This is a genomic window from Sphingopyxis sp. SCN 67-31, from assembly GCF_001725095.1.
In genome coordinates, this window is sequence record NZ_MEFH01000016.1 from 53,769 (window position 1) to 74,203 (window position 20,435).

Annotated in this window: 19 protein-coding genes and 1 tRNA gene; 14 read left to right on the top strand and 6 right to left on the bottom strand. The window is 67.9% G+C overall.

All coding sequences use genetic code 11. The features are described 5' to 3' along the window. The first annotated feature begins 7 nt into the window (after positions 1-7). Entirely contained in the window at positions 8-988 is a 981-nt protein-coding gene (gene secF, locus ABS88_RS02640; protein WP_076075819.1) for a protein translocase subunit SecF, read from the top strand. A 13-nt stretch (positions 989-1,001) separates the two neighbouring features. Here secF and ABS88_RS02645 read toward each other — a convergent pair whose 3' ends face one another. Together ABS88_RS02645 and ABS88_RS02650 are read right to left on the bottom strand one after the other, a co-directional pair. Beyond that, entirely contained in the window at positions 1,002-2,165 is a 1,164-nt protein-coding gene (locus ABS88_RS02645) for a glycosyltransferase (RefSeq protein ID WP_076075817.1), read from the bottom strand. Positions 2,166-2,461: 296 nt separating this feature from the next. Continuing rightward, a complete protein-coding gene (locus ABS88_RS02650; protein ID WP_076075814.1) occupies positions 2,462-3,022 on the bottom strand; it encodes a helix-turn-helix domain-containing protein in 561 nt (186 codons plus the stop codon). 105 nt (positions 3,023-3,127) lie between these two features. On the opposite strand from ABS88_RS02650, the gene ABS88_RS02655 reads away from it, so the two are divergent. Beyond that, the gene (locus tag ABS88_RS02655) at positions 3,128-3,610 is read left to right on the top strand and encodes a DUF6456 domain-containing protein (RefSeq protein WP_311879805.1); all 483 of its coding nucleotides are present in this window, start codon (positions 3,128-3,130) and stop codon (positions 3,608-3,610) included. 104 nt (positions 3,611-3,714) lie between these two features. Here ABS88_RS02655 and ABS88_RS02660 read toward each other — a convergent pair whose 3' ends face one another. Next, positions 3,715-5,496, bottom strand: a complete 1,782-nt coding sequence (locus tag ABS88_RS02660) for an ABC-F family ATP-binding cassette domain-containing protein (protein ID WP_076075811.1) — start codon at positions 5,494-5,496, stop codon at positions 3,715-3,717. Positions 5,497-5,631: 135 nt separating this feature from the next. Here ABS88_RS02660 and ABS88_RS02665 point away from each other — a divergent pair, with 135 nt between their 5' ends. Next, entirely contained in the window at positions 5,632-6,384 is a 753-nt protein-coding gene (locus ABS88_RS02665; RefSeq protein ID WP_234002617.1) for an SIMPL domain-containing protein, read from the top strand. Positions 6,385-6,591: 207 nt separating this feature from the next. Here ABS88_RS02665 and ABS88_RS02670 read toward each other — a convergent pair whose 3' ends face one another. Together ABS88_RS02670 and ABS88_RS02675 are read right to left on the bottom strand one after the other, a co-directional pair. Further along, a complete protein-coding gene (locus ABS88_RS02670; RefSeq protein WP_353745038.1) occupies positions 6,592-7,212 on the bottom strand; it encodes a hemerythrin domain-containing protein in 621 nt (206 codons plus the stop codon). A gap of 125 nt (positions 7,213-7,337) precedes the next feature. Beyond that, positions 7,338-8,018 carry a prolyl hydroxylase family protein gene (locus tag ABS88_RS02675; RefSeq protein ID WP_234002618.1) on the bottom strand — a complete coding sequence of 227 codons (681 nt, stop codon included), beginning with the start codon at positions 8,016-8,018 and terminating at the stop codon, positions 7,338-7,340. Between the two features lie 102 nt (positions 8,019-8,120). Between ABS88_RS02675 and ABS88_RS02680 the strand changes: the two genes are divergently transcribed. The 3 genes from ABS88_RS02680 to ABS88_RS02690 all read left to right on the top strand — a co-directional run bounded on the left by ABS88_RS02680 (position 8,121) and on the right by ABS88_RS02690 (position 10,087). After that, positions 8,121-8,197: transfer RNA gene (locus tag ABS88_RS02680), tRNA-His, on the top strand. 358 nt (positions 8,198-8,555) lie between these two features. Continuing rightward, positions 8,556-9,605 carry a Glu/Leu/Phe/Val family dehydrogenase gene (locus ABS88_RS02685; RefSeq protein WP_076075809.1) on the top strand — a complete coding sequence of 350 codons (1,050 nt, stop codon included), beginning with the start codon at positions 8,556-8,558 and terminating at the stop codon, positions 9,603-9,605. Positions 9,606-9,733: 128 nt separating this feature from the next. Beyond that, positions 9,734-10,087: a YbaN family protein gene (locus ABS88_RS02690; RefSeq protein WP_067110067.1), complete on the top strand. Its 354-nt coding sequence runs from the start codon at positions 9,734-9,736 to the stop codon at positions 10,085-10,087. Between the two features lie 36 nt (positions 10,088-10,123). Here the strand turns inward: ABS88_RS02690 and ABS88_RS02695 are convergent, their stop codons facing one another. Beyond that, positions 10,124-12,739, bottom strand: a complete 2,616-nt coding sequence (locus ABS88_RS02695) for a TonB-dependent receptor plug domain-containing protein (protein ID WP_286748993.1) — start codon at positions 12,737-12,739, stop codon at positions 10,124-10,126. A 282-nt stretch (positions 12,740-13,021) separates the two neighbouring features. Between ABS88_RS02695 and ccmC the strand changes: the two genes are divergently transcribed. The 8 genes from ccmC (at position 13,022) to ABS88_RS02735 (ending at position 20,067) form a co-directional block, all read left to right on the top strand. Further along, on the top strand, positions 13,022-13,774 hold the full coding sequence (ccmC, locus tag ABS88_RS02700) for a heme ABC transporter permease CcmC (protein WP_076075807.1): 753 nt from the start codon (positions 13,022-13,024) through the stop codon (positions 13,772-13,774). Beyond that, on the top strand, positions 13,771-13,926 hold the full coding sequence (ccmD, locus tag ABS88_RS02705; protein WP_076075805.1) for a heme exporter protein CcmD: 156 nt from the start codon (positions 13,771-13,773) through the stop codon (positions 13,924-13,926). Before ccmC ends, ccmD begins: the two co-directional genes overlap by 4 nt. Next, the gene (ccmE, locus tag ABS88_RS02710) at positions 13,923-14,360 is read left to right on the top strand and encodes a cytochrome c maturation protein CcmE (protein ID WP_076075802.1); all 438 of its coding nucleotides are present in this window, start codon (positions 13,923-13,925) and stop codon (positions 14,358-14,360) included. The genes ccmD and ccmE overlap by 4 nt, the downstream gene beginning before the upstream one ends. Positions 14,361-14,493: 133 nt before the next feature. After that, on the top strand, positions 14,494-16,461 hold the full coding sequence (locus tag ABS88_RS02715) for a heme lyase CcmF/NrfE family subunit (protein ID WP_076075800.1): 1,968 nt from the start codon (positions 14,494-14,496) through the stop codon (positions 16,459-16,461). Beyond that, on the top strand, positions 16,458-16,988 hold the full coding sequence (locus tag ABS88_RS02720; RefSeq protein ID WP_076077927.1) for a DsbE family thiol:disulfide interchange protein: 531 nt from the start codon (positions 16,458-16,460) through the stop codon (positions 16,986-16,988). The genes ABS88_RS02715 and ABS88_RS02720 overlap by 4 nt, the downstream gene beginning before the upstream one ends. Then, the gene (locus ABS88_RS02725) at positions 16,985-17,413 is read left to right on the top strand and encodes a cytochrome c-type biogenesis protein (protein ID WP_076075797.1); all 429 of its coding nucleotides are present in this window, start codon (positions 16,985-16,987) and stop codon (positions 17,411-17,413) included. The genes ABS88_RS02720 and ABS88_RS02725 overlap by 4 nt, the downstream gene beginning before the upstream one ends. Continuing rightward, positions 17,410-18,060 carry a tetratricopeptide repeat protein gene (locus ABS88_RS02730; protein WP_076075795.1) on the top strand — a complete coding sequence of 217 codons (651 nt, stop codon included), beginning with the start codon at positions 17,410-17,412 and terminating at the stop codon, positions 18,058-18,060. Before ABS88_RS02725 ends, ABS88_RS02730 begins: the two co-directional genes overlap by 4 nt. Before the next feature lie 75 nt (positions 18,061-18,135). After that, a complete protein-coding gene (locus ABS88_RS02735; protein ID WP_067110093.1) occupies positions 18,136-20,067 on the top strand; it encodes a potassium transporter Kup in 1,932 nt (643 codons plus the stop codon). The last annotated feature ends 368 nt before the right edge of the window (positions 20,068-20,435 follow it).

Below are 20,435 nucleotides of genomic sequence, written 5' to 3' on the forward strand. Positions count from 1 at the left end.
CTGAACGATGCGCCTGCTGAAACTCGTCCCCGACGATACGAACATCGACTTTCTGCGCTGGCGGAAGGTCGCCTCGACCATGAGCTTCCTGCTCGTGGTCATCTCGATCGCGCTCGTCGCGGTGCGCGGGTTGAACCTGGGCGTCGATTTCGTCGGCGGCCAGTCGGTCCGCGTCGATTTCGTGGGCACGATGCCGCCGATCGAAGAGATCCGGAGCGAGGTGGACAAGATCGGACTCGGCGAACCGACGATCCAGCAATTCGGTTCGGACAGCGCGGTGTCCATCCGCACGGGATTGCCCGAAGGCGACAAGGAAAGCGCCGATCGTGCCGGCGAGCAATTGGTCGCCGGGATTCACAAGGCTTTCCCCAACGCGAAAACGGGCGCGGTTGAAACCGTTTCGGGCAAGGTATCGGACGAACTGCTGCGAACCGGCGCGATCAGCCTGGCGCTCGCGGTGCTGGGCATCTCCATCTACATCTGGATCCGCTTCGAATGGCAGTTCGGCGTCGGGGCGCTCGGCCGCCTGTTCCACGAGGTGTCGCTGACCTTCGGCTTCTTTGCGGTGACGCAGTTGCAGTTCGATCTCAACAGCGTCGCGGCGCTGCTGACGATCGTCGGCTATTCGCTCAACGACACGATCGTCGTCTATGACCGGATTCGCGAGAATCTGAAGAAATACCGCAAGATGGAAATTATTCCGCTGCTCAACCTCAGCATCAACGAAACGCTGTCGCGCACGGTGATGACCAGCGTCGCGATGTTCCTGGCGCTGGGCGTGCTGCTCGTCTTCGGGCCGGACGTGATCTTCGGCTTCACCGCCGCGATGCTGCTCGGCGTGTTCGTCGGCACCTATTCGTCGGTGCTGATGTCGACGCCGGTGCTGGTCTGGCTGAAGGTCGGCCCGCACAGCTTCGTGCCGCGCACCTCGGCCGCGACCAGCGGCGCCGAGCGTGTCGCGCGCTCGGACGACGGCGCGGTGGTCTGATACCCGGCGGGGCCTATCGTCCCGCGCAGCGACGCAGATGGTCGGCGAGTTCGCGGCCGTTGCGGTCCCAGTCGAAGCGGCCGGCGAGGCTGGCCGCGACCTCCGCTTGCCCGGTCGGCGCCGCGAGGATTGCGCGCACCGCCGCGGCGATGGCGTCGGGCGTGCGCTCGACAATGCGCCCGGCGGCCGGTGAAGCGACGAGTTCGGCCGCGCCGCCCGCGTCGCTGATCACGATCGGCGTACCGCAGGCGAGCGCCTCGACCCAGGCATTGGCCAGCCCTTCGCTGACCGACGGCATCACCACCGCATCGGCGGCGCGATAGAGCGTCGGCAGGTCGGCGTTGGCGACCGGGCCCATCATGTGGACCCGCCCGGCGACGCCGAGCCGCTCGGCAAGCGCGCGATAGCGGCCTTCTTCTTCCCCCGCGCCGGCAAGCCAATAGTGCACCCCCGGCAGCATGGGCAGCGCCTCGATCACCAGTGCCTGGCCTTTGCGCGGGATCAGCGCGCCGACGGTGGCGATGACGGGATCGGTCCCGATGCCGAGCGCCGCGCGCGCGGCGGCGCGGTCGCCGGGGCGGAAGCGCTCGCCGTCGATGCCGGTGTAATGGATCGCGACCTTGCCGGGATCGATTCCGATCGCCGCCATGTCGCGGCGCATCGCTTCGGAGACGGCGAGTAGCCCGGCGGCCCCGTCGGCGGCGGCGAGCAGCTGGGCCTTCGTCGCTGCGGCATGGCCGAAATGGCTGATGTCGGCGCCGCGCGCCTTGACCGAGAAGGGCAGGCCGAGCGCCGCCGCGACCCGCATCGCGGCGGGGCCGTCGGGATAGAAGAATTGCGCGTCGACGACGTCGAACGCCGCGCCGCGCACCGCCGACAGCACCGCGCGCGCCACCAGCGCGGGGTTGAAGCGTGCGCCATGGCGCGGGATCAGCGGGAAGTGCGGACGATGCACGGCGATGCCGTTCCACGTCTCGGTTCGCGGCAGGCTGCGCAGCGCGCGATAGCGCGGGTGGAGCGACAGCGGGAAGGGCGGCAGGCCGACCGGCGCGACGACGGTCAGGGCGATGCCCGGCTGCTGCGCCAGCGCGCGCAGGCTCCTTTCGACGAACAGCCCGAAGTTCGGCCGCGCCGCGTCGGGAAACAGCGTGGCGATCGAGAGGATACGGAGCGTCACGGCGACGGATAGACGGAATGCGTCATTGCGAGGAGCCGAAGGCGACGCGGCAATCCCAAGCGTGCGCGAACCGCCCTGGATTGCTTCCCCCGGATCGGGTCGGCGTACATAGCCTTCAGGCAAGTAAGGGCCTGTGCCCCGGCGAAAGCCGGGGTCCAAACGGGGCAGCGCTGTGCCATCTGGACCCCGCATCTGGACCCCGGCTTTCGCCGGGGAACGGTTACCTGTGGAAAAGGAATAATTGCCGATCGGGTCCGGGGTCGCAAGGGCGAGAGGCTGGAACATGGGAGCGAACCTCACAGCGTGCGGATCAGCCGCACCGCGACCGCGGCCCAGAGCGGATTGCTCACCACCTGCTGCCGCTGCCCGACCCCGAGCGGCAGCAGATGAAGCTTTTCGCCGTCGACGTTGAGCAGGCGGGCGAAGATGTAGCGCCCGGCGGGGCGCGGCACGAGCAGGTCGCGGTTGAGCGCAGCCGTCCAGTCGCCCTCGATCCGCCGGCACCAGATTTCGTCGCCCGCGCGATAGTCGCCGATCGACGAGGTGACGCGCACCGCGACCATGTCCTCGCCCGGCCGCGCGGTCAGCGCCTGCTCGACCCGCGTCGGTGCCTGCGCGCCGTCGGCGCCGAGCAGCGCGGTGATCGTAAGCTGCGCGTCCTGCGGAAGCCGGACGAGTTCGGCCGCCTCGACGCCGAGCGCTTTCGCGATCCGGTTCATCCAGCCGAGCGAAAGGGTGCGCGTGCCGGTTTCGAGCCGGCCGATCGTCTGCGCGGTCGTCGGCGGGTCGCATCGCTGCGCGACCTCTTCCAGCGTCAGGCCCTTTGCGCGGCGGACGGTGCGGATGCTGTTGATCATGGTGCGGCTCCGATAACCAAATCGGTTTTTTCTTTCCTACAAAATATCCAGATGTCAAGCGCGGTTTGAACGCGAATCTTTCCGGACACCCCAAAGGAGAAGCCGATGACCGCACGCCGCCTCGAAACCCGCCTCCATCCCGACGACCGGATCGATCCTGGCAAGACGGGGCCGCAGGTGATGCGGCATGTCACGGTCAATGTCGCCGAAAGCCCGATCGCCTGGCTCGCCGCGCGCGGGTTGCTGACCGCGCCGCAGCTTGCCGCGGGCGAACGGCTGCGCGCCGATTATGAGCGCGCGGGGCTGGCGGCGCGGGTGACGATGCGCTGGGATGCGGCGCCGCCTGCGAAAAGCCGCGGCGGCGCGCGGGCATCGGACGCCTCGCTCGCCCGGATCGATGCGCACCGGCGCTTTCACGCGGCGATCGACCATGTCGGGCCGGGGCTCGCCGACATCTGCTGGCGCGTGATCTGCGCGGGCGAGGGGATCGGCGGCGCGGAAAAGGCGCTCGGCTGGCCGGCGCGGTCGGGCAAGCTGGTGCTGGGGCTGGCGCTCGACCGGCTGGCGCGGTTTTACGGGATAGGGTGATTCCGGATGGGGGCGGCTGCAAGCGAACCTCTCTGATCGTCATCCCTGATCAAGTCCGGGATGACGCAAGAAGGCCATGGCCGCTTACCACCCCTAAGTCGACGTTATCCCAGTGCCTCGACTTCCTCGGCGAGCGCCAGCCAGCGATCCTCCGCCGCCGCCTTTTCGTCGCGCAACGTGTCGAGTTTCGTCGTCAGCGCGGTGAAGCGTGCATTGTCGCGCGTGAACAGGCTGCCGTCGGACAGTTCGGTCTCGATGCTTGCCATTTCCGCTTCGATCTCCTCGATGCGGGCCGGCAGGAGGTCGTAGTCGCGCTGGTCCTTGTAGCTCAGTTTCTTGCGCGCCTGCGGCGGTGGCGGCGGAGCCGTGTCGGCCGTCGCGGTTCGGGCCTTCGCGGCCGCCGGCTTGCTGCGCTTCGCCTCCCAGTCGGCATAGCCGCCCGCGACGATGTCGACCTTGCCCGATCCGTCTAGACCCAGCGTCACCGTCACCGTGCGGTCGAGGAAATCGCGGTCGTGGCTGACGAGCAGCACCGTTCCCTGATAATCGGCGATCACCTCCTGCAACAGGTCGAGCGTTTCGAGGTCGAGGTCGTTGGTCGGCTCGTCGAGGACGAGCAGGTTCGATTCGCGGGCGAATTCGCGCGCGAGCAGCAGACGCGAGCGCTCGCCGCCCGACAGCGCGCCGACGCTCGCCTCGGCGACCGAGGGGTCGAAAAGGAAATCCTTCAGATAGCCCTGCACATGCTTGCGCGCCCCGCGCACGTCGACCCAGTCGCCGCCGTCGGCGAGGATGTCGCGCACGCTCTTTTCGGGCGACAGCAGGCTGCGCTGCTGGTCGATGACGATGCCGTCCAGCGTCGGCGCAAGCGTAACCGTGCCCTCGTCGGGCCGGATCTCGCCGGTCAGCAGCTTGAGCAGGGTCGACTTGCCCGCGCCGTTCGCGCCGACGATGCCGATGCGGTCGCCGCGCTGGACGCGAAAGGTGAAATCCCTGATGATCGTGCGGCCGCCGAACGTCTTGGAGATATTCTCCGCGACGATCACCGACTTGGACCGCACGTCGTCGTTGGCGAGGCCCAGCTTGGCGACGCCGGGGCCGCCGATCATCGCGGCGCGCGTCGCGCGCATTTCCTTGAGCTTTTCCAGTCGGCCCTGGTTGCGCTTGCGCCGCGCGGTGACTCCGCGCTCCAGCCAGTGCGCCTCCAGCCGAAGCTTGGAATCCAGCTTTTGCGCGGCGCGGGCTTCCTCGGCAAACACCGCCTCGGTCCATTCGTCGAAACCGCCGAAGCCGATTTCCTTGCGGCGGATGCTGCCGCGGTCGAGCCACAGCGTCTGGCGCGTCAGACGGGTCAGGAAGGTACGGTCGTGGCTGATCGCGACGAAGGCGCCGGTGAAGCGCGACAGCCAGGATTCGAGCCAGTCGATCGCCGCAAGGTCGAGATGGTTCGTCGGCTCGTCGAGCAGCAGCACGTCCGGGTTCTGCGCGAGCGCGCGGGCGATGGCGGCGCGGCGGCGCTCGCCGCCCGAGGCGCTGGCGGCGGCGCGGTCCATGTCGATGCCGAGCTGGTCGGCGATCGCCGCGACTTCATGCGCCTCGGGCGCGTGGTCGCCGCTGGTCGCATAGTCCATCAGCGTTGCATGGCCGGTGAAGTCGGGTTCCTGCTCCAGCAGCACGACATGGGTGCCGGGGACGATGGTGCGCTTGCCCTTGTCGGGTTCGATGTAGCCGGCGAGCAGCTTGAGCAGCGTCGTCTTGCCGGCGCCGTTGCGGCCGATCAGCGCCAGCCGGTCGCGCGCGCCGATATAGATGTCGAGATCCTGGAACAGCCAGCCGGTGCCCTGCACCAGGCCGAGTCCTTCGTAGGATAAGATAGGAGCCGCCATGATGAACGGCTCGCTACCGGTCCGTTCAGCCTCATGCAAGCGCCGCGCGGTCAAAGGCCGGAACGGGTTCGCTCCGTCGGCGTTACGGGGGGGACGATCATCAGGAACCGGACCTCCGGTGAACAGGAGAATGAAATGACGAAGCAGATGCTCACCGCTATGGCTGCCGGATGGATGCTGGCGGCCGCGGCGCCCGCGATCGCGCAGCAAGGGGCAGGAGGTTCGACGGTGACGACAGCGACGGCGCAGGGCCCCATTCTTTCCTTCAGCGTCAACGAAGAGGTGCGGGCGCGTCCCGACCAGGCGACGATCGGCGCCGGCGTCCAGACGACCGCGCCGACCGCGGTCGAGGCGATGCGCACGAATGCGGCGGCGATGGACAAGCTGATCGCGGCGGCGAAGAAGGCCGGGATCAAGGCCGAGGACATTCAGACAAGCGGCATCAACCTGTCGCCGCAATATGATTACAGCAATCGCACCGACGGCCAGCCGCCGCGTTTCCTGGGCTATCAGGTCACGAACAGCGTGCGCGCGACGACGGAGCGGATCGACCGGATCGGCGAACTGCTCGACACGCTCGTCGCGGCGGGCGGCACCAATATCGACGGGCCGTGGTTCGCGATGAAGGACCCCGACGCGATGCTGGTCGGCGCGCGCGGCGCGGCGATCAAGGCGGCCGAGGCGAAGGCGGCCGACTATGCGCGGCTCGCGGGTTATCGCGGCGCCGAACTGGTGTCGATCGGCGAAGGCGGCTTTTCGGGCCCGCAGCCGCCGATGCCCTATGCGCGCGGCATGGTCGCGCAGGCGGAGATGGCCAAGGCGCCGGTCGAGCCGGGGCAGGTCGGCAACACGCTGACGCTGAGCTTCCAGTATCGGCTGGTGCGGTAAAGCGCTCGAAGCGATCCCTCCCCTCCGGGGGAGGGGTGTCCCTTTTCCTGCAGGGCCTCGTTCCCCGGCGAAAGCCGGGGTCCAGAAAGGGTAGCGCTACCTCCGCGTGGACCCCGGCTTACGCCGGGGAGCAGGACCGCACTTGCTGGCGGATATACGAGGGGAGGGGCGTAGCCGGAAAATCCTGCGCAACGCCGCCGCGATGCGTCAGTCCTTGAGCTTGATCTTCCGCTCGATCCTGGCGGCCGCCTTTTCCTCGCGCTTCCGGCGGTTGAAGACGCGGCGCATGTAGCGGACGTCGGTGGCGCTCAGATGCGCCTCGGCGGCGACGAACTGATCCTGCTCCTCTTCGCGGATATGGTGGAGATATTCGTCCTTCAATCCCGCAAACCGCCGCAGCCAGCCGGACGACGCCATGTCGCGCGCGGCGAGGTCGGCGAGCATGTCGTCGATCTCCTTGTGCTCGGCGATCGCGTGGCGCGCGAAGTCGGTGGTCTCGGGATCGCGCAGCACGCTCGACCACAGCGCCTGCTCCTCGGCCGCCGCATGCGCCTTCAGCTCCTTGGTCAATTCGCGGAACAGTCGCTGGCGGTCGGGCGACTTGCCCTCGGTCTCCTCGATCATCGCCAGCAGCGCGCGGTGGCGGTCGTGATCCTCGACCAGGCGGCCGAATATGTCGGCGTCGCCGCGGAATTTCGTCCGCGGCGTGCTGCCGATGCGCGCCGCCACGTCGGGCGCGACCGCCCGGGCTTTCGCGATCGCCTCGCTCTTGGCCTGCTGTTCCGGTTTGCGTTTCGCCGTGCTGCGGACGGCTGCTCGTGCGGTCATTCCACCCTCCCATCATGGCACCCGCGACGCTGCGCGGGCGAAAGGCTTTCGGCGATTGCCGAACGCTCTTTCAACGCCGGTTCGGGCAAGCGGTTCCGGATCGGGCGGGCCCTGCTGTTCGGCGGTCAGCCCAGTTCCCCGTCCGTCCACGGCCACGGCCGCTCGCGGAACCATTTGGTGATGATATATTTGCGTCCCTTGCGCACCTTCATCCCGTGGTGGAGCGTGTCGGGGTTCGGGGTGCCGTCGGCGCGGACATTGTTCCACGCGAGCAGCTTGCCGGTTTCGGGCTGGTGCAGCTTGCCGGTGGCGAGGAAGCGCGTCGCGCCGCCCGCCGCGGGTTCGTTGAGGTAGATCATCAGCGTCCAGCTGCGCTGGCCGGGCACCGCGCAGAAGGTTTCCCAATCGGCACCGTGCGGATCGAAATAGTCGGTGTGCGCCTTGAACTCCTCGCCGACGTCGTAGCGCTGGCCCTGCAGCGGCTCGCCATATTCGGGCGCGATGCCGGTGAGATCGTGGAGTCGCCGGTTGACCGCGGCGACCAGCGGGTCGCGATGATTGAGGTCGCAGGTCGAACTGGTGCGAAACGCCGTGTCGCCATTGGGGTCGGCGATGGTCGAGGGATGCGCCCCCGCATCGATCCGCTCGACCAGCGCGGCGCAGGTTTCGGCATCCAGGAAATGCGGCAGCATGAACTGCGCGAGCTTCGGGCTCGGCGCGCGCCGGATGCCGGGCACCGCGGCCAGCCGCTCGGCGGTGCGGTCGGCGCCGGAGGTCGCCATGTCGACATGCTCGTTTCCAGCCATGCCGCGGCTTTTACCGGCCGCGGCGCCCGCGAACAATGCTTGACGAACAGCGGTCCCCCGCCTATCGCCGCGCGCTGTCGATGGCGTTACGCCCGGCATGTGGCGATCGTAGCTCAGTTGGTTAGAGCACCGGTTTGTGGTACCGGGGGTCGTGGGTTCAAGTCCCATCGGTCGCCCCAGCTTTTCAAGAACTTAGCTCGAAAAGCACCGGAAGCCTAAGGTTCAAATGAACCCGCTTTCACGGTTGCGGACGGGTGTTCCGGCGGTCGTCGGGGAGACTTCGCATGCATCACAAACGCGGCAGATCCCGAAACCAGCGGGCCGGTTGCAAACTTTGCAAGCCGTGGAAGGTCAACGGCATCTCGGCTCTGGCCTATGGCAGCGAAAAGTTCGGCGATCATGCCCGGCGCATGGCTGCCCGGCGCGCGATGGCCGATATGTGAGCCGACCGCGCGCCCTCGGGCGCAAAACGGCGTGACTTTACACCTCTGTTTCTTTATTACGCGTGTGCGCAATTTTTGAATATGAGGTTCTGCCATGTCCGCCGTCTGGGATTTTGCCGATTTCGACGATCATGAACATGTCCATATGTTCCGCGATCGGACGAGCGGCCTGACGGCGGTCGTTGCGGTGCATTCGACGCATCTCGGCCCCGGTGCTGGTGGAGTGCGATACTGGCGTTATCCCGACAAGGCCGATGCCATCGTCGATGCGCTGCGGCTGTCGCGCGGCATGAGCTACAAGAATGCGATGGCGGGCCTGCCGCTGGGCGGCGGCAAGGGTGTGATCCTGGCCGAGGAAGGGCAGGCGAAGAGCCCCGAACTGCTCGCGGCCTTCGGCCGTGCGGTCGAATCGCTCGGCGGCGCCTATGTCACGGCGGAGGATGTCGGCATGTCGGTCGCCGACATGGTCGAGATCGCGCGCGCGACACGCCATGTCAGCGGCCTTCCGGCGGCTGGCGACAAGGTGGGCGGCAACCCGAGTCCGCTGACCGCGCTCGGCGTCTATCTGGGCATCAAGGCGGCGATTCGCGAAAGACTGGGCGCCGACAGCGCCAGCGGCGTCCGCGTCGCGGTGCAGGGCGTCGGCAGCGTCGGCGCCGGGGTCGCGCGGCGGCTGGCGGCCGAGGGCGCGGTGCTGACGCTGGCCGACGTCGACCTCGCCCGCGCGAAGGCGCTTGCCGAGGAACTGGGCGCCGACCTCGCCGATTCGGCGGCGATCATGGAGGTCGAGGCCGACGTGCTGAGCCCCAATGCGCTCGGCGCGATCCTGACCGAGGAGAGCATCGGGAAACTGAAGGTGTCGATCGTCGCGGGCGCCGCGAACAACCAGCTCGCGACCGAGGCCGACGGCCAGCGCCTGCACGATCGCGGCATCGTCTATGCGCCCGACTATGTGATCAACGCCGGCGGCATCATCAACGTCGCGCTCGAATATCTGGGGCAGGGCAGCCATGAAGAAGTCGAGCGCCGCATCGGGCAGATTCCGGGACGGCTCGCGGATATCTGGGCCGAGAGCCGGACCAGCGGCACCCCCGCGTCGGACGTCGCCGACCGTATGGCGCAGGCGCTGATCGGACGCGGATAGACCAACGCCGCCCCAGCGAAAGCCGGAGCCGCTTGCAACCGTTACGCCATGCCGATAGCGGCCCCGGCTTTCGCTGGGCGACGATTGCCGGCTGGCGCGGCCTATGATTTCCGCTAAGCCAGCGCGCGATGAAGCGGCATTTCTTTCTTGTCAGCGGCTGGGCTTCGTTGGGCCTCGGGGCGCTGGGCGCCTTCCTGCCGCTGCTGCCGACGGTGCCCTTCGTCATTCTGGCCGCCTTCTGCTTCGCGCGCTCGTCGCCGCGGCTCGAAAGCTGGCTGATCACGCATCCGCGCTTCGGCCATCACATCGTCGCGTGGCGCGAAAAGGGCGCGATCAGCCGCCGGGGCAAGCTCGCCGCGACCGCGGCCTTTGCGTTCAGCATCGTGCTGGCGGCGATCTTTTCGCCATGGCCGTGGGTGATGGCACCGGTGATCGCCGCCGCCGTCACCGGAAGCTGGATATGGACGAGGCCGGAAGCATAGCTCCCGGCCTCGCCGATTTTCCATCCGGCCGCGCGGTCAGAAATCGACCGACACGCGCCCATAGACGAAGCGCCCGCTGAACCCGAACGGCGAGAAGGACGAATAGGGCAGGAAGCTGTTGTTCGCGCCATAATCGACCCCGTTCACCAGCCCGAAGGGCAGGCGGTCGGGATATTCGTCGAGCAGGTTGTTCGCGCCGACCGCGATCTGCACCGGCTGGACCGGGCGGAAGCGGACTTCCAGATCGACCACCCACTTCGGCGACAGCGTGATGTCGCCCGGCGCGTCGCCCGCCGCGATGCGGATGTCGTCGCGGATCGCGGGATTGTTGAGCGTGACGGGGTTGCCGTCGGCCGCCACGGCCGTCACGCTGTCGGGCAGGAACACCTTGCCGTAGCGATTGGCGTTCAGCGTCATGCCGAACTTGCCGATGTCCCACGTCAGTCCGGCGTTGAACTTGTTGCTCGGCTGACCGTCGGTCAGACGCAGCGATTCCTGCCGCGCGAACAGGCGCTGCGCGGTGAAGGCGCTGAAGACGCGGCGATCGGTGATCTTGGTGTCGTTCAGATTATAGCCGACGTTCAGGCGCAGCGTGCCGAGACCGAAATCGGGAACGCGATAGCTGCCGACGATGTCGAGACCCTGCGTACGCGTGTCGACGCCGTTGACGAAGAAGCGCGCCGACGTTCCCGGAACATTGGCGGCCTGCAGAAGCGCCAGGACGTCCGCTCCCGACAGCGTCTCGGTCAGCGTGATGCGGTCCTTGATCTTGATCCGGTAGTAATCGACCGTCACGTTCAGCCCCGGCACCATGTCGAACACCAGGCCGCCGCCGAAGTTGACCGACTTTTCGGGCTTGAGCGGCTGCGCGCCGAGCGCGATCGCGATCGGCGACGAGACGGGGAAGGTGCCGACTTCGACCAGCGTTCCGCCCTGGCTGATCGTCGAGGTGGTCGAGAAATACTGCTGCGCCATGCCCGGGGCACGGAAGCCGGTCGAGACCGATCCGCGCAGGGCGAGGCCGTCGACGGGCTCGAAGCGCGCCGCCAGCTTGCCGTTCACCGTATCGCCGAAATCGGAGAAATGCTCATAGCGGCCAGCAGCCTGCACGTTGAACATGTCGCTGAGGTCGGCGTCGAGCTCGACATATCCCGCGAAGCTGTCGCGCGACTTGTCGACCGCCGAGCTGGGCATGAAGCCGCCGAACACCTGCGACCCGACACCGGCGCCGTTGGTGTAGAAATAGGGGCCGACTGCATAGCTGGCCGGTTCGCCCGCGACGATCTTGTAATTCTCGTTCCGCCACTCGGCGCCAAGCGCCAGCGACGTATCGCCGAAGCCGAGGTCGAGGTCGCGCTGGGCGTCGAAGTTCACCGCCATCTGGCCATAGCGCATGCCGCCCGCGTCGAACTTGCGCGGGCTGTGATTGCCGCCGAGCGAGACGTTGACGGTGTTCTCCACGCCATAGTCGAGGCGGTTCGAGCCATAGCCGAACGACAGGTCGAGGTTCCAGCCGCCCGCCATGCCGCGCAGCCCGCCGGTGAAGGCGATGTCGCGGATTTCGCTGGTGATATAGGGCAGATAGCCGTCGGCGTAGATCGGCGCGCCGCCATTGTCCCAGTCGGCGTTGCGCGGGTCGAGCGCGCGGCGATAGAAGCCCGCGCCATTGCCGTCGCGCACGCCATAGCTGCCGAAGCTGTAGAGCTCCCAATCGGCGCCCACGTCCATGCCGGCGTTGTAGAAGAAGTTCATGTCCTTCGATTCGCCGTCGCCGAAACGGTGCCAGTAACGGTCGATCGTCACTTCGCGCGGATCGCCGGCCGCCGCATAGTTGCGGCGCAGGTCGGCGCCCGAGCGGTTCGTCGGCGAGCGGTCCTTATATTCGGCGGTGAAGTTCAGATAGCCGCTGTCGCCGACCGGCAGGCCGATGTTGGTCGCCATGGTATAGGTTTCGCCGTCGCGGCGCTTGCGGTCCTTGCCGGTGAAGCTGATCGCCGGATTGTCCGACGCGCCGGTGGTCGGCAGCACGTTCGCGACCTGCTCCACATCCTCCATCGTCGTGATATATTTGCCGTAGCTGATCTGCGCGCGGCCGCCGACGCTCTTCTTGAGCTGGACGTTGATGACGCCCGCGATCGCGTCGGAGCCATATTGCGAGGCGGCGCCGTCGCGCAGCACCTCGATCCGCTCGATCGCGAGCGGCGGAATCGTGTTCATGTCGACACCCGCCGAACCGCGGCCGACCGAACCGTTGAGGTTGAGCAGCGACGACAGGTGGCGGCGCTTGCCGTTGACCAGCACGAGCACCTGGTCGGGCGCAAGACCGCGCAGCGTCGCCGGGCGCAGCGAGTCGGTGCCGTCGGTCAGCGACGGCTGCGGGAAGTTGAACGAGGGGACGAGTTGGCCCAGCAGGCGGTTGGTTTCGGTCGAACCGCTGTTCTGGAGCGAATCGCTCGAAATGACGTCGATCGGCACCGTGCTGTCGGCGACGGTGCGGTCGGTGCGGCGCGTGCCGGTGACGATGATCGTCGCGCTGTCGGCGGCTTCGTCGGCCCCCTCTTGCGCGAAGCCGGGCGTGGTCCAGCCGCCCGCGACGAGCGCGGCGGCGAGGGCGAAGGTGGAGAGCTGAGTGGAGAGCTGAGTGGTACGCATGGTTTTCCCCTGTCGTTGCGGGTCCGTCGGGCCCGATCCGCTGCCAGATTGGGAGGGAGGCGGGCGGTTTCCACCCATGGTTTGAAGAATCGGGCTGATTTTCCGTGCTTTTGTCGGAATTGTTGCAAATTTGACACAGGTGGCCCGCGCCTTGATCTTCATGGCCGGACCGGAACGGCTTCGGCGCGGCAGCGAAAGCGGCGCGCATAGCGAGCAAATCGGCCGCCGCGGCCACCTACAGGCTGGACCGGCGTTGCCGGCTCGCCTAAGGCTTCGCGCGCCATGCACGCCTATGCCAATCCGACCCGTTTTCTGGCGATCGCGCGTCCGCTGACGCCGTGGCTGCTGGGGCTTGGCGTCGTGCTGTTGCTTGCCGGGGCCTGGGCTGGGCTGGCGGTGGTTCCCGGCGAGGCGAAGCAGGGTGAGACCGCGCGGATTCTCTATGTCCATGTCCCCGCCGCATGGCTCGGCATGGGGGGGTGGACCGCGCTCGCGGTCAGCGGGCTCGTGCAGCTCGTCTGGCGCCACCCGCTCGCGGGGATCGCGGCGCGCGCCATCGCGGTGCCGGGGATGCTGTTCACCGCGCTCTGCCTCGCGACCGGGTCGATCTGGGGCAAGCCGACGTGGGGAACCTGGTGGGAATGGGACGGGCGGATGACCTCGATGCTCGTCCTCCTCTTTCTCTATGCGGGCTTCATCGCGCTGACGATGGGCGATGCCGGTGGGAATGGGGGCCAGCGGCAGGGCGGATCGCTGTCGCGCGGCGCCGCCGTCTATGCGCTGGTCGGGGCGATCAACATCCCGATCATCAACCGCAGCGTCGTGTGGTGGAACAGCCTGCACCAGGGACCGAGCATCACGGTGCGCGGATCGAGCATCGACGGTGCGCTGCTGTGGCCGCTGGGCTTGACCTTGCTGGGTTTTTCGTTCCTGTTCGGGGCGATCGTGCTGATGCGGATGCGGCGGATCATCGCCGACAACCGCGTCGCGGCGCGGCTGCGGCGGCTCGCCGACGACGAAGGGAGCGGGGTGTGACCGGGGTCATCAGCGGAAGCGGCCAATGGGCCTATGTCGTCGCCGCCTATGCGCTGACCGCGCTGTTGATCGCGGCGGTGCTGGGGCATAGCTGGCGCGCGATGCGCAAGGCCGAACGCCGCAGCGACGCGCTACGCAGGGATCGGACATGAAAGCGAAGCATCAACGATTGATCCTGGCGCTGGTCGCGCTGGTCGGCGTCGCGGGGGCCGGGGTGCTCGCCGCGAGCGCGCTGCGCGACGAGGCGGCCTATTTCCGCACGCCGACGGAGGTTGCGGCGGGCGCCGCCGCCACCGGCGAGGCGATGCGGCTCGGCGGCATGGTCGCGTCGGGCAGTCTCCGGCGGCAGCCCGACGGGCTGACGATCCGTTTCGTCGCCACCGATGGCGAAGCGTCGGTGCCGGTCGAATACAAGGGCATCGTCCCCGACCTGTTCGCCGAGGATTCGGGGATGATTGCCGACGGCCGGATGCGCGCCGACGGCGTCTTCGTCGCCGACCGCATCCTCGCCAAGCATGACGAGCGCTATGTCCCGCCGCAGATGAGCCACCCGCCCAAGACCGGGAAAGCGGCGCCGGCGGCATGAGGGTCTCTCGAATCCCGTCATTGCGAGCGGAGCGAAGCAATCTCCGGCATGCGGCCTGCCATGGCGATGGCGGGAGATCGCTTCGTCGCTGCACTCCTCGCAACGACGAGCTTCGGACAGGCGGGCCGGCGCGATGATCGCCGAACTCGGCCTGGCCCTGTTGTGGATCGCGGCGGCGCTGGCCTGCCTGTCGCTGGTCGCGGCGATCGTCTATCTGCGCAGCGGCAAGGGCGAACTCGCGGCGCTGGTGCGCCCGGCCAGCGTCGCGCAGGGTGCGCTGACCGCCGCGGCCTTCGGCGTGCTGATCGCGCTGTTCGTGCGGTCCGACATGTCGGTCGAACTGGTCGCGCGCAACAGCCACAGCCTGAAACCGATGCTGTTCAAGGTCGCGGGCGCGTGGGGCAATCACGAAGGATCGATGCTGCTGTGGCTGACGATCCTCGGCCTGTCGGGCGCGCTTGTCGCGCTGTTCGAGAAGCGGCTGCGCGAGGATACGCTGATCGCGACGCTCGCGGCGCAGGCGGCGCTCAGCCTCGGCTTCTTCGCCTTCCTGCTGTTTTCGTCGAACCCGTTCAAGCGGCTGCCCGTCGCGCCGCCCGATGGGCAGGGGCTCAATCCGCTGCTCCAGGATCCCGGCCTCGCCTTCCACCCGCCGACGCTCTACATCGGCTATGTCGGCCTGTCGGTCGCGTTCAGCTTCGCGGTCGGCGCGCTGGTGACGCGCGAGATCGGGCCGGCCTTCGCGCGCGCGATGCGGCCATGGGTGTTGGGGAGCTGGATCTTCCTGACGCTGGGAATCACCGCGGGCAGCTATTGGGCCTATTACGAACTCGGCTGGGGCGGCTGGTGGTTCTGGGATCCGGTCGAAAATGTGTCGCTGATCCCGTGGCTCGCGGGCGCGGCGCTGCTCCATTCGGTCAGCGTCACCGCGACGCGCAACGCGCTGCGCGCCTGGACGGTGATGCTCGCGGTGATCGCCTTCTCCATGTCGATGGTCGGCACCTTCATCGTGCGCTCCGGCCTGCTCACCAGCGTCCACAGCTTCGCCGTCGATCCCGAACGCGGCACCTTCCTGCTCGTGCTGATGGCGCTCTACATCGGCGGCGCGCTGACGCTTTTCGCCTTTCGCGCCGGGGCGGTCGCCGAGGGCAAGAAATTCGCGCTGCTCAGCCGTGAAGGCTCGCTCGTCATCAACAATCTGCTGCTCACCACCATCCTCGCGCTGGTGCTGCTCGGCACGCTCTACCCGATCGTCGCAGAGGCGATGGGGGAGAAGATTTCGATCGGGCCGCCCTATTACAATCGCGTCGCCGGGCCGCTGGCGCTGATCCTCTGCCTCGTCATGGTGGCGGGGCCGCTGCTCAACTGGCGCCGCGACGACGGCCGGAAGCTGTGGTCGCGCTTGCCCGCGGCGGTGCTGGCCGGGGCGGCGGTGCTGTTCGGGCTCGTCCTGTTCGGCGGCCATGTCGGCGTGCTGCCGCTGCTCGGCATGACGGTCGCGGCGGTCGTCGGCGTGGCGAGCCTCGCCCCGCTGTGGGGCCGCAACCTGCGCCGCACGCCGTTGCCGACCTGGGGAATGGTGATCGCGCATTTCGGCGTCGCGGTCGCGCTGGCGGGAATGGCCGCCGAAAGCGCCTTCATCAAGGAACGGCTCGTCGCGGCGGCGCCGGGCGAGACGGTCAAAGTCGGTGATTTCGCGGTGAAATTCGTCGGCGTGCAGCCGGTCGCCGGGCCGAATTACACCGCGATCGAGGGCACGCTCGTCGCCACGACGTCTTCGGGCGACAGCTTCACGATGCGCCCGGCGGCGCGGACCTTTCCCGGGCTGATGGGCACGCCGCCGACCGAGACGAACGAGGCGGCGTTGCTGACGCGGCCGGGGGGGCAGCTTTATGCGGTGCTGGGGCAGCCGGTGACCGATGCCGACGGCCGCGCCGACCGCTACCAGCTTCGGCTGTGGTGGAAACCGCTGGTGTGGTGGATATGGCTGGGCGGAGGGCTGATCGCCGTCGGCGGGACGCTGGCGCTGCTCGGCCGCGCGCAGTTGCTCGCGCTATGGCGCGCCCGGCGCGCGCGCAGGAAACAGGAGCGGTTCGCATGAGGTCGCGCTGGGTGCTGTTCGTTCCGCTGGCGATCATGGGGCTGCTGTTCGGCGCCTTCGTCTATCGGCTGGTGACGCCCAACGACACGCTGATCCGGTCGCAGTGGATCGACAAGCCGATGCCGCTGTTCGACCTGCCGCCCGCGACCGCGGGGGTCGAGGGGCTGAGGAGCAGCCAGCTCGCCGACGGGCGGCCGCGGCTGGTCAACGTCTTCGCAAGCTGGTGCATCCCCTGCCGCGCCGAGGCGCCGCAGCTCGAAGCGCTGAAGGCGGCGGGGGTGCCGATCGACGGCATCGCGATCCGCGACCGGCCGGAGGATGTCGCGGCCTTCCTGCGCGAGAACGGCAATCCGTTCGACCGCATCGGTGCCGACATGCAGAGCAGCGTCCAGATCGCGCTCGGATCGTCGGGGGTGCCCGAAACCTTCCTGATCGACGGCAAGGGCATCATCCGCGAGCAGATTCAGGGCGTGATCCTTGCCGAGAATGTGCCCGAGATCGTCGCCAGGCTGGAGGCGATGAAATGAGCGCCCGTCTGCTGCTGCTGCTGGCGGCGCTTTTCGCGTTCCCCGCCATGGCGCAGGACCGCCTGCCGCCCGCGCCCTATGCCTATCAGCAGCTCGCCGACCCCGCGCAGGAGGCGCAGGCGAAGGCGCTGATGGAAACGCTGCGCTGCCTCGTCTGCCAGGGCCAGTCGATCGCCGACAGCGACGCGCCGCTGGCCGGCGACATGCGGCACGAAGTGCGCAGCAAGATCGCCGCGGGCGAAAGCCCCGATGCGATCCGCACCTGGCTGATCGCGCGCTACGGCAATTGGGTCAGCTATGACCCGCCCTTCGACGCCGCGACCGCGCTGTTGTGGCTGGGGCCGCTGCTGTTCCTCGCGCTCGGCGGCTGGCTGGCCTTCGGCCGTTTCCGCCGCGGTACGGATGAAGAGGGGGGCGAGGCGTGATCTGGCTGTGGCTCCTGCTCGTCGCGGCGGTGACGGCCGGGGGAATCGCCTGGTTCGGCCGGGTGCCCGCCGCGGCGCGGCCGCTCGCGGCGGCGGCGGTGATGCTGGGGCTCGCGGGCTATGCGTTGCAGGGCAGCCCGGCGCTGCCGGGCAAGCCGGTGGCGGCGCCCGAGGAGCCCGACGGATTCGGCGAGGCGATCACCGACCGGCGGCAGGGGATGGCCGACCGCTTCGGCCCCGCCGCGCAGTGGCTCGCGATGTCGGACGGCTTCGCGCGCACCGGCAAGACCGCGCTGGCGGCGCAAACGCTCGAGAAAGGGCTGCAGAAATATCCCGACAATGTCGACCTGTGGGTTGGGCTGGGCAACGCGCTCGTCGCGCACGGCGGCGGGATGATGTCGCCCGCCGCCGCGCTTGCCTTCGACGAGGCGGCGAAGCGCGATCCGACCCACCCGGCGCCGCCCTTCTTCGCCGGGCTCGCGATGGCGCAGAGCGGCGACCTGCGCGGGGCCGATGCGGTGTGGAGCGGGCTTCTCGCCCGCTCGCCGGCCGATGCGCCGTGGCGCGCCGACCTCGAAATGCGGCTGGACCAGCTGCGCCGCGCGATGGGGCCGCAGCTGCCGTCCGAAGCCGGGAACGGGCCGTGATTTCGATGCTATTCGACCGCAACGGGCTCGTCCAAAGGCGGCGGCATGACTGCTGAGTCGCAACAGGCGGCGGGGATGACCGGCATGGCCGTCGAAGGAGACGCGGGTGCCGGCCACGCGCCGCACGGGCACGCCGGCGACGGCCGGATCAAGCTGGCCGTCGGCGCGATCGGCGTCGTTTTCGGCGACATCGGCACCAGCCCGCTCTACGCGTTTCGCGAAACTTTCGCCGGGCATCATTCGATCGACGCCGACCGGCTGCACATCTATGGCGTGCTCAGCCTGGTCTTCTGGTCGATGATGCTGGTCGTCACCTTCAAATATGTGCTGACGATCATGAAGGCCGACAACAAGGGCGAGGGCGGCAGCCTCGCGCTGCTGGCGCTGATCAGCCGCTCGTCGGGCGAGGCGCGCTGGACCTGGCCGATCGTGCTGCTGGGGGTGTTCGCGACCGCGCTCTTCTATGGCGACAGCATGATCACCCCCGCTATGTCGGTGCTCTCGGCGACCGAGGGGCTGAGCTATGTCAACGAGGGGTTCGAGCCTTATATCGTGCCGATCGCGCTGGCGATCCTGATCGGCATCTTCGCGCTGCAATCGCGCGGGACGGCAAAGGTCGGGGCGCTGTTCGGCCCGATCATGCTCGCCTATTTCCTGATGCTCGCGGTGCTGGGCGTGACGCATATCGTCGATCATCCGTCGATCATCCTGCACACGATCAACCCGATCAATGCGCTGAAATTCTTCTATTACGACGGGTTCACCGCCTTCATCGCGCTCGGCGCGGTCGTCCTCGCGGTGACGGGGGCAGAGGCGCTCTATGCCGACATGGGCCATTTCGGCCGCGCGCCGATCGGCCTGTCGTGGCTCTGCTTCGTGCTGCCGGCGCTGATGCTCAACTATATGGGGCAGGGGGCGATGGTGCTCGAGGCCGATCTGGGACAGCGGCTCGGGCTGATCCAGGATCCCTTCTTCCTGATGATGCCCGAAGGCTGGCGCATTCCCGTCGTGATGCTGGCGATCGCCGCCACGATCATCGCCAGCCAGGCGGTGATCTCCGGCGCCTTCTCCCTGACCCAGCAGGCGATCCAGCTCGGTTTCATCCCGCGCCTGCGCGTCGAACATACCAGCGCTTCTGCGGCGGGGCAGATCTATATCCCGGTCGTGAACTGGTTCCTGATGACGATGGTCATCATCCTCGTCCTCTTCTTCGGATCGTCGAGCAATCTTGCCGCGGCCTATGGCATTGCGGTGACCGGCGCGATGTTCATCGACACCTGTCTGATGTGCGTCGTGCTGTTCATGCTGTGGAAGTGGCCGGCGTGGAAGGCGGTGCCGCTGCTCGTGCTGTTCTTCGTCGTCGACATCGCCTATTTCGCCGCCAACCTGATCAAGGTTCCCGACGGCGGCTGGGTGCCGCTGGCGATCGGCCTCAGCATCTTCACCATGCTTACCACCTGGTCGCGCGGGCGCAAGCTGATGCAGCAGCGGATGGCCGAAGGCGCGATGCCGATCCCGGTGTTCGTGAAGTCCGCCGCCGACAGCGCGACGCGTGTCCCCGGCACCGCGGTGTTCATGACCTCCACCGCCGACGGGGTGCCGCACGCGCTGCTCCACAACCTCAAGCACAACAAGGTGCTGCACGAACGGATCATCCTGCTGACGGTCAAGATCGCCGACGTGCCCTTCGTGAAGGAGGAGAATTCCTGCCTGCTCGAGGATCTGGGCAAGGGCTTCCACCGGCTGGTGCTGAACTATGGCTTCATGCAGCCCGTCGACGTGCCCGCGGCGCTGAAGCGCGTCACCAGTTGCGGCGGCGAATTCCGGATGATCGAGACCAGCTTCTTCCTGTCGCGCCAGACGCTGATCGCGGCGAGCAAGCCCGGCATGCCGATCTGGCGCGAGAAACTGTTCGCGTGGATGCTGCGCAATTCGGAAAGCGCGATGGAATATTTCCGCCTACCGACCAACCGCGTCGTCGAACTGGGCAGCCAGGTCGCGATTTAGATTCTGTCCTGTTTGGACGTGCGCGGCCCCGATCGGTCAGGGCTGAACCCGATGATAGGCGACGTGGGGCTGCGAGGAGAAGGACAAGCGCCAGCGTCCGTCCTCGCCATAAAAGCGCAATTGTTCATAAGGGCCGCCCGCACGCGCGCCGGTGACCTGTTCGAACAGCAGCGGGCCGATCCGTTCCCAATAGGTCGTCGATTTCTGGCGCGTGACGGTGATCGCATCGGCGCCCGCGGCGCTGATCCAGAGGTCGCGGTCGGGTTTGAGTACCCGTCCGGTGAGGGCCGTGTTGTAGGTTGAGGTTTCGCGCGCTCATAAGCGTGCTCGTGTGAGCGAGCTTAAGGACGGATATGAGCCAGGTAACG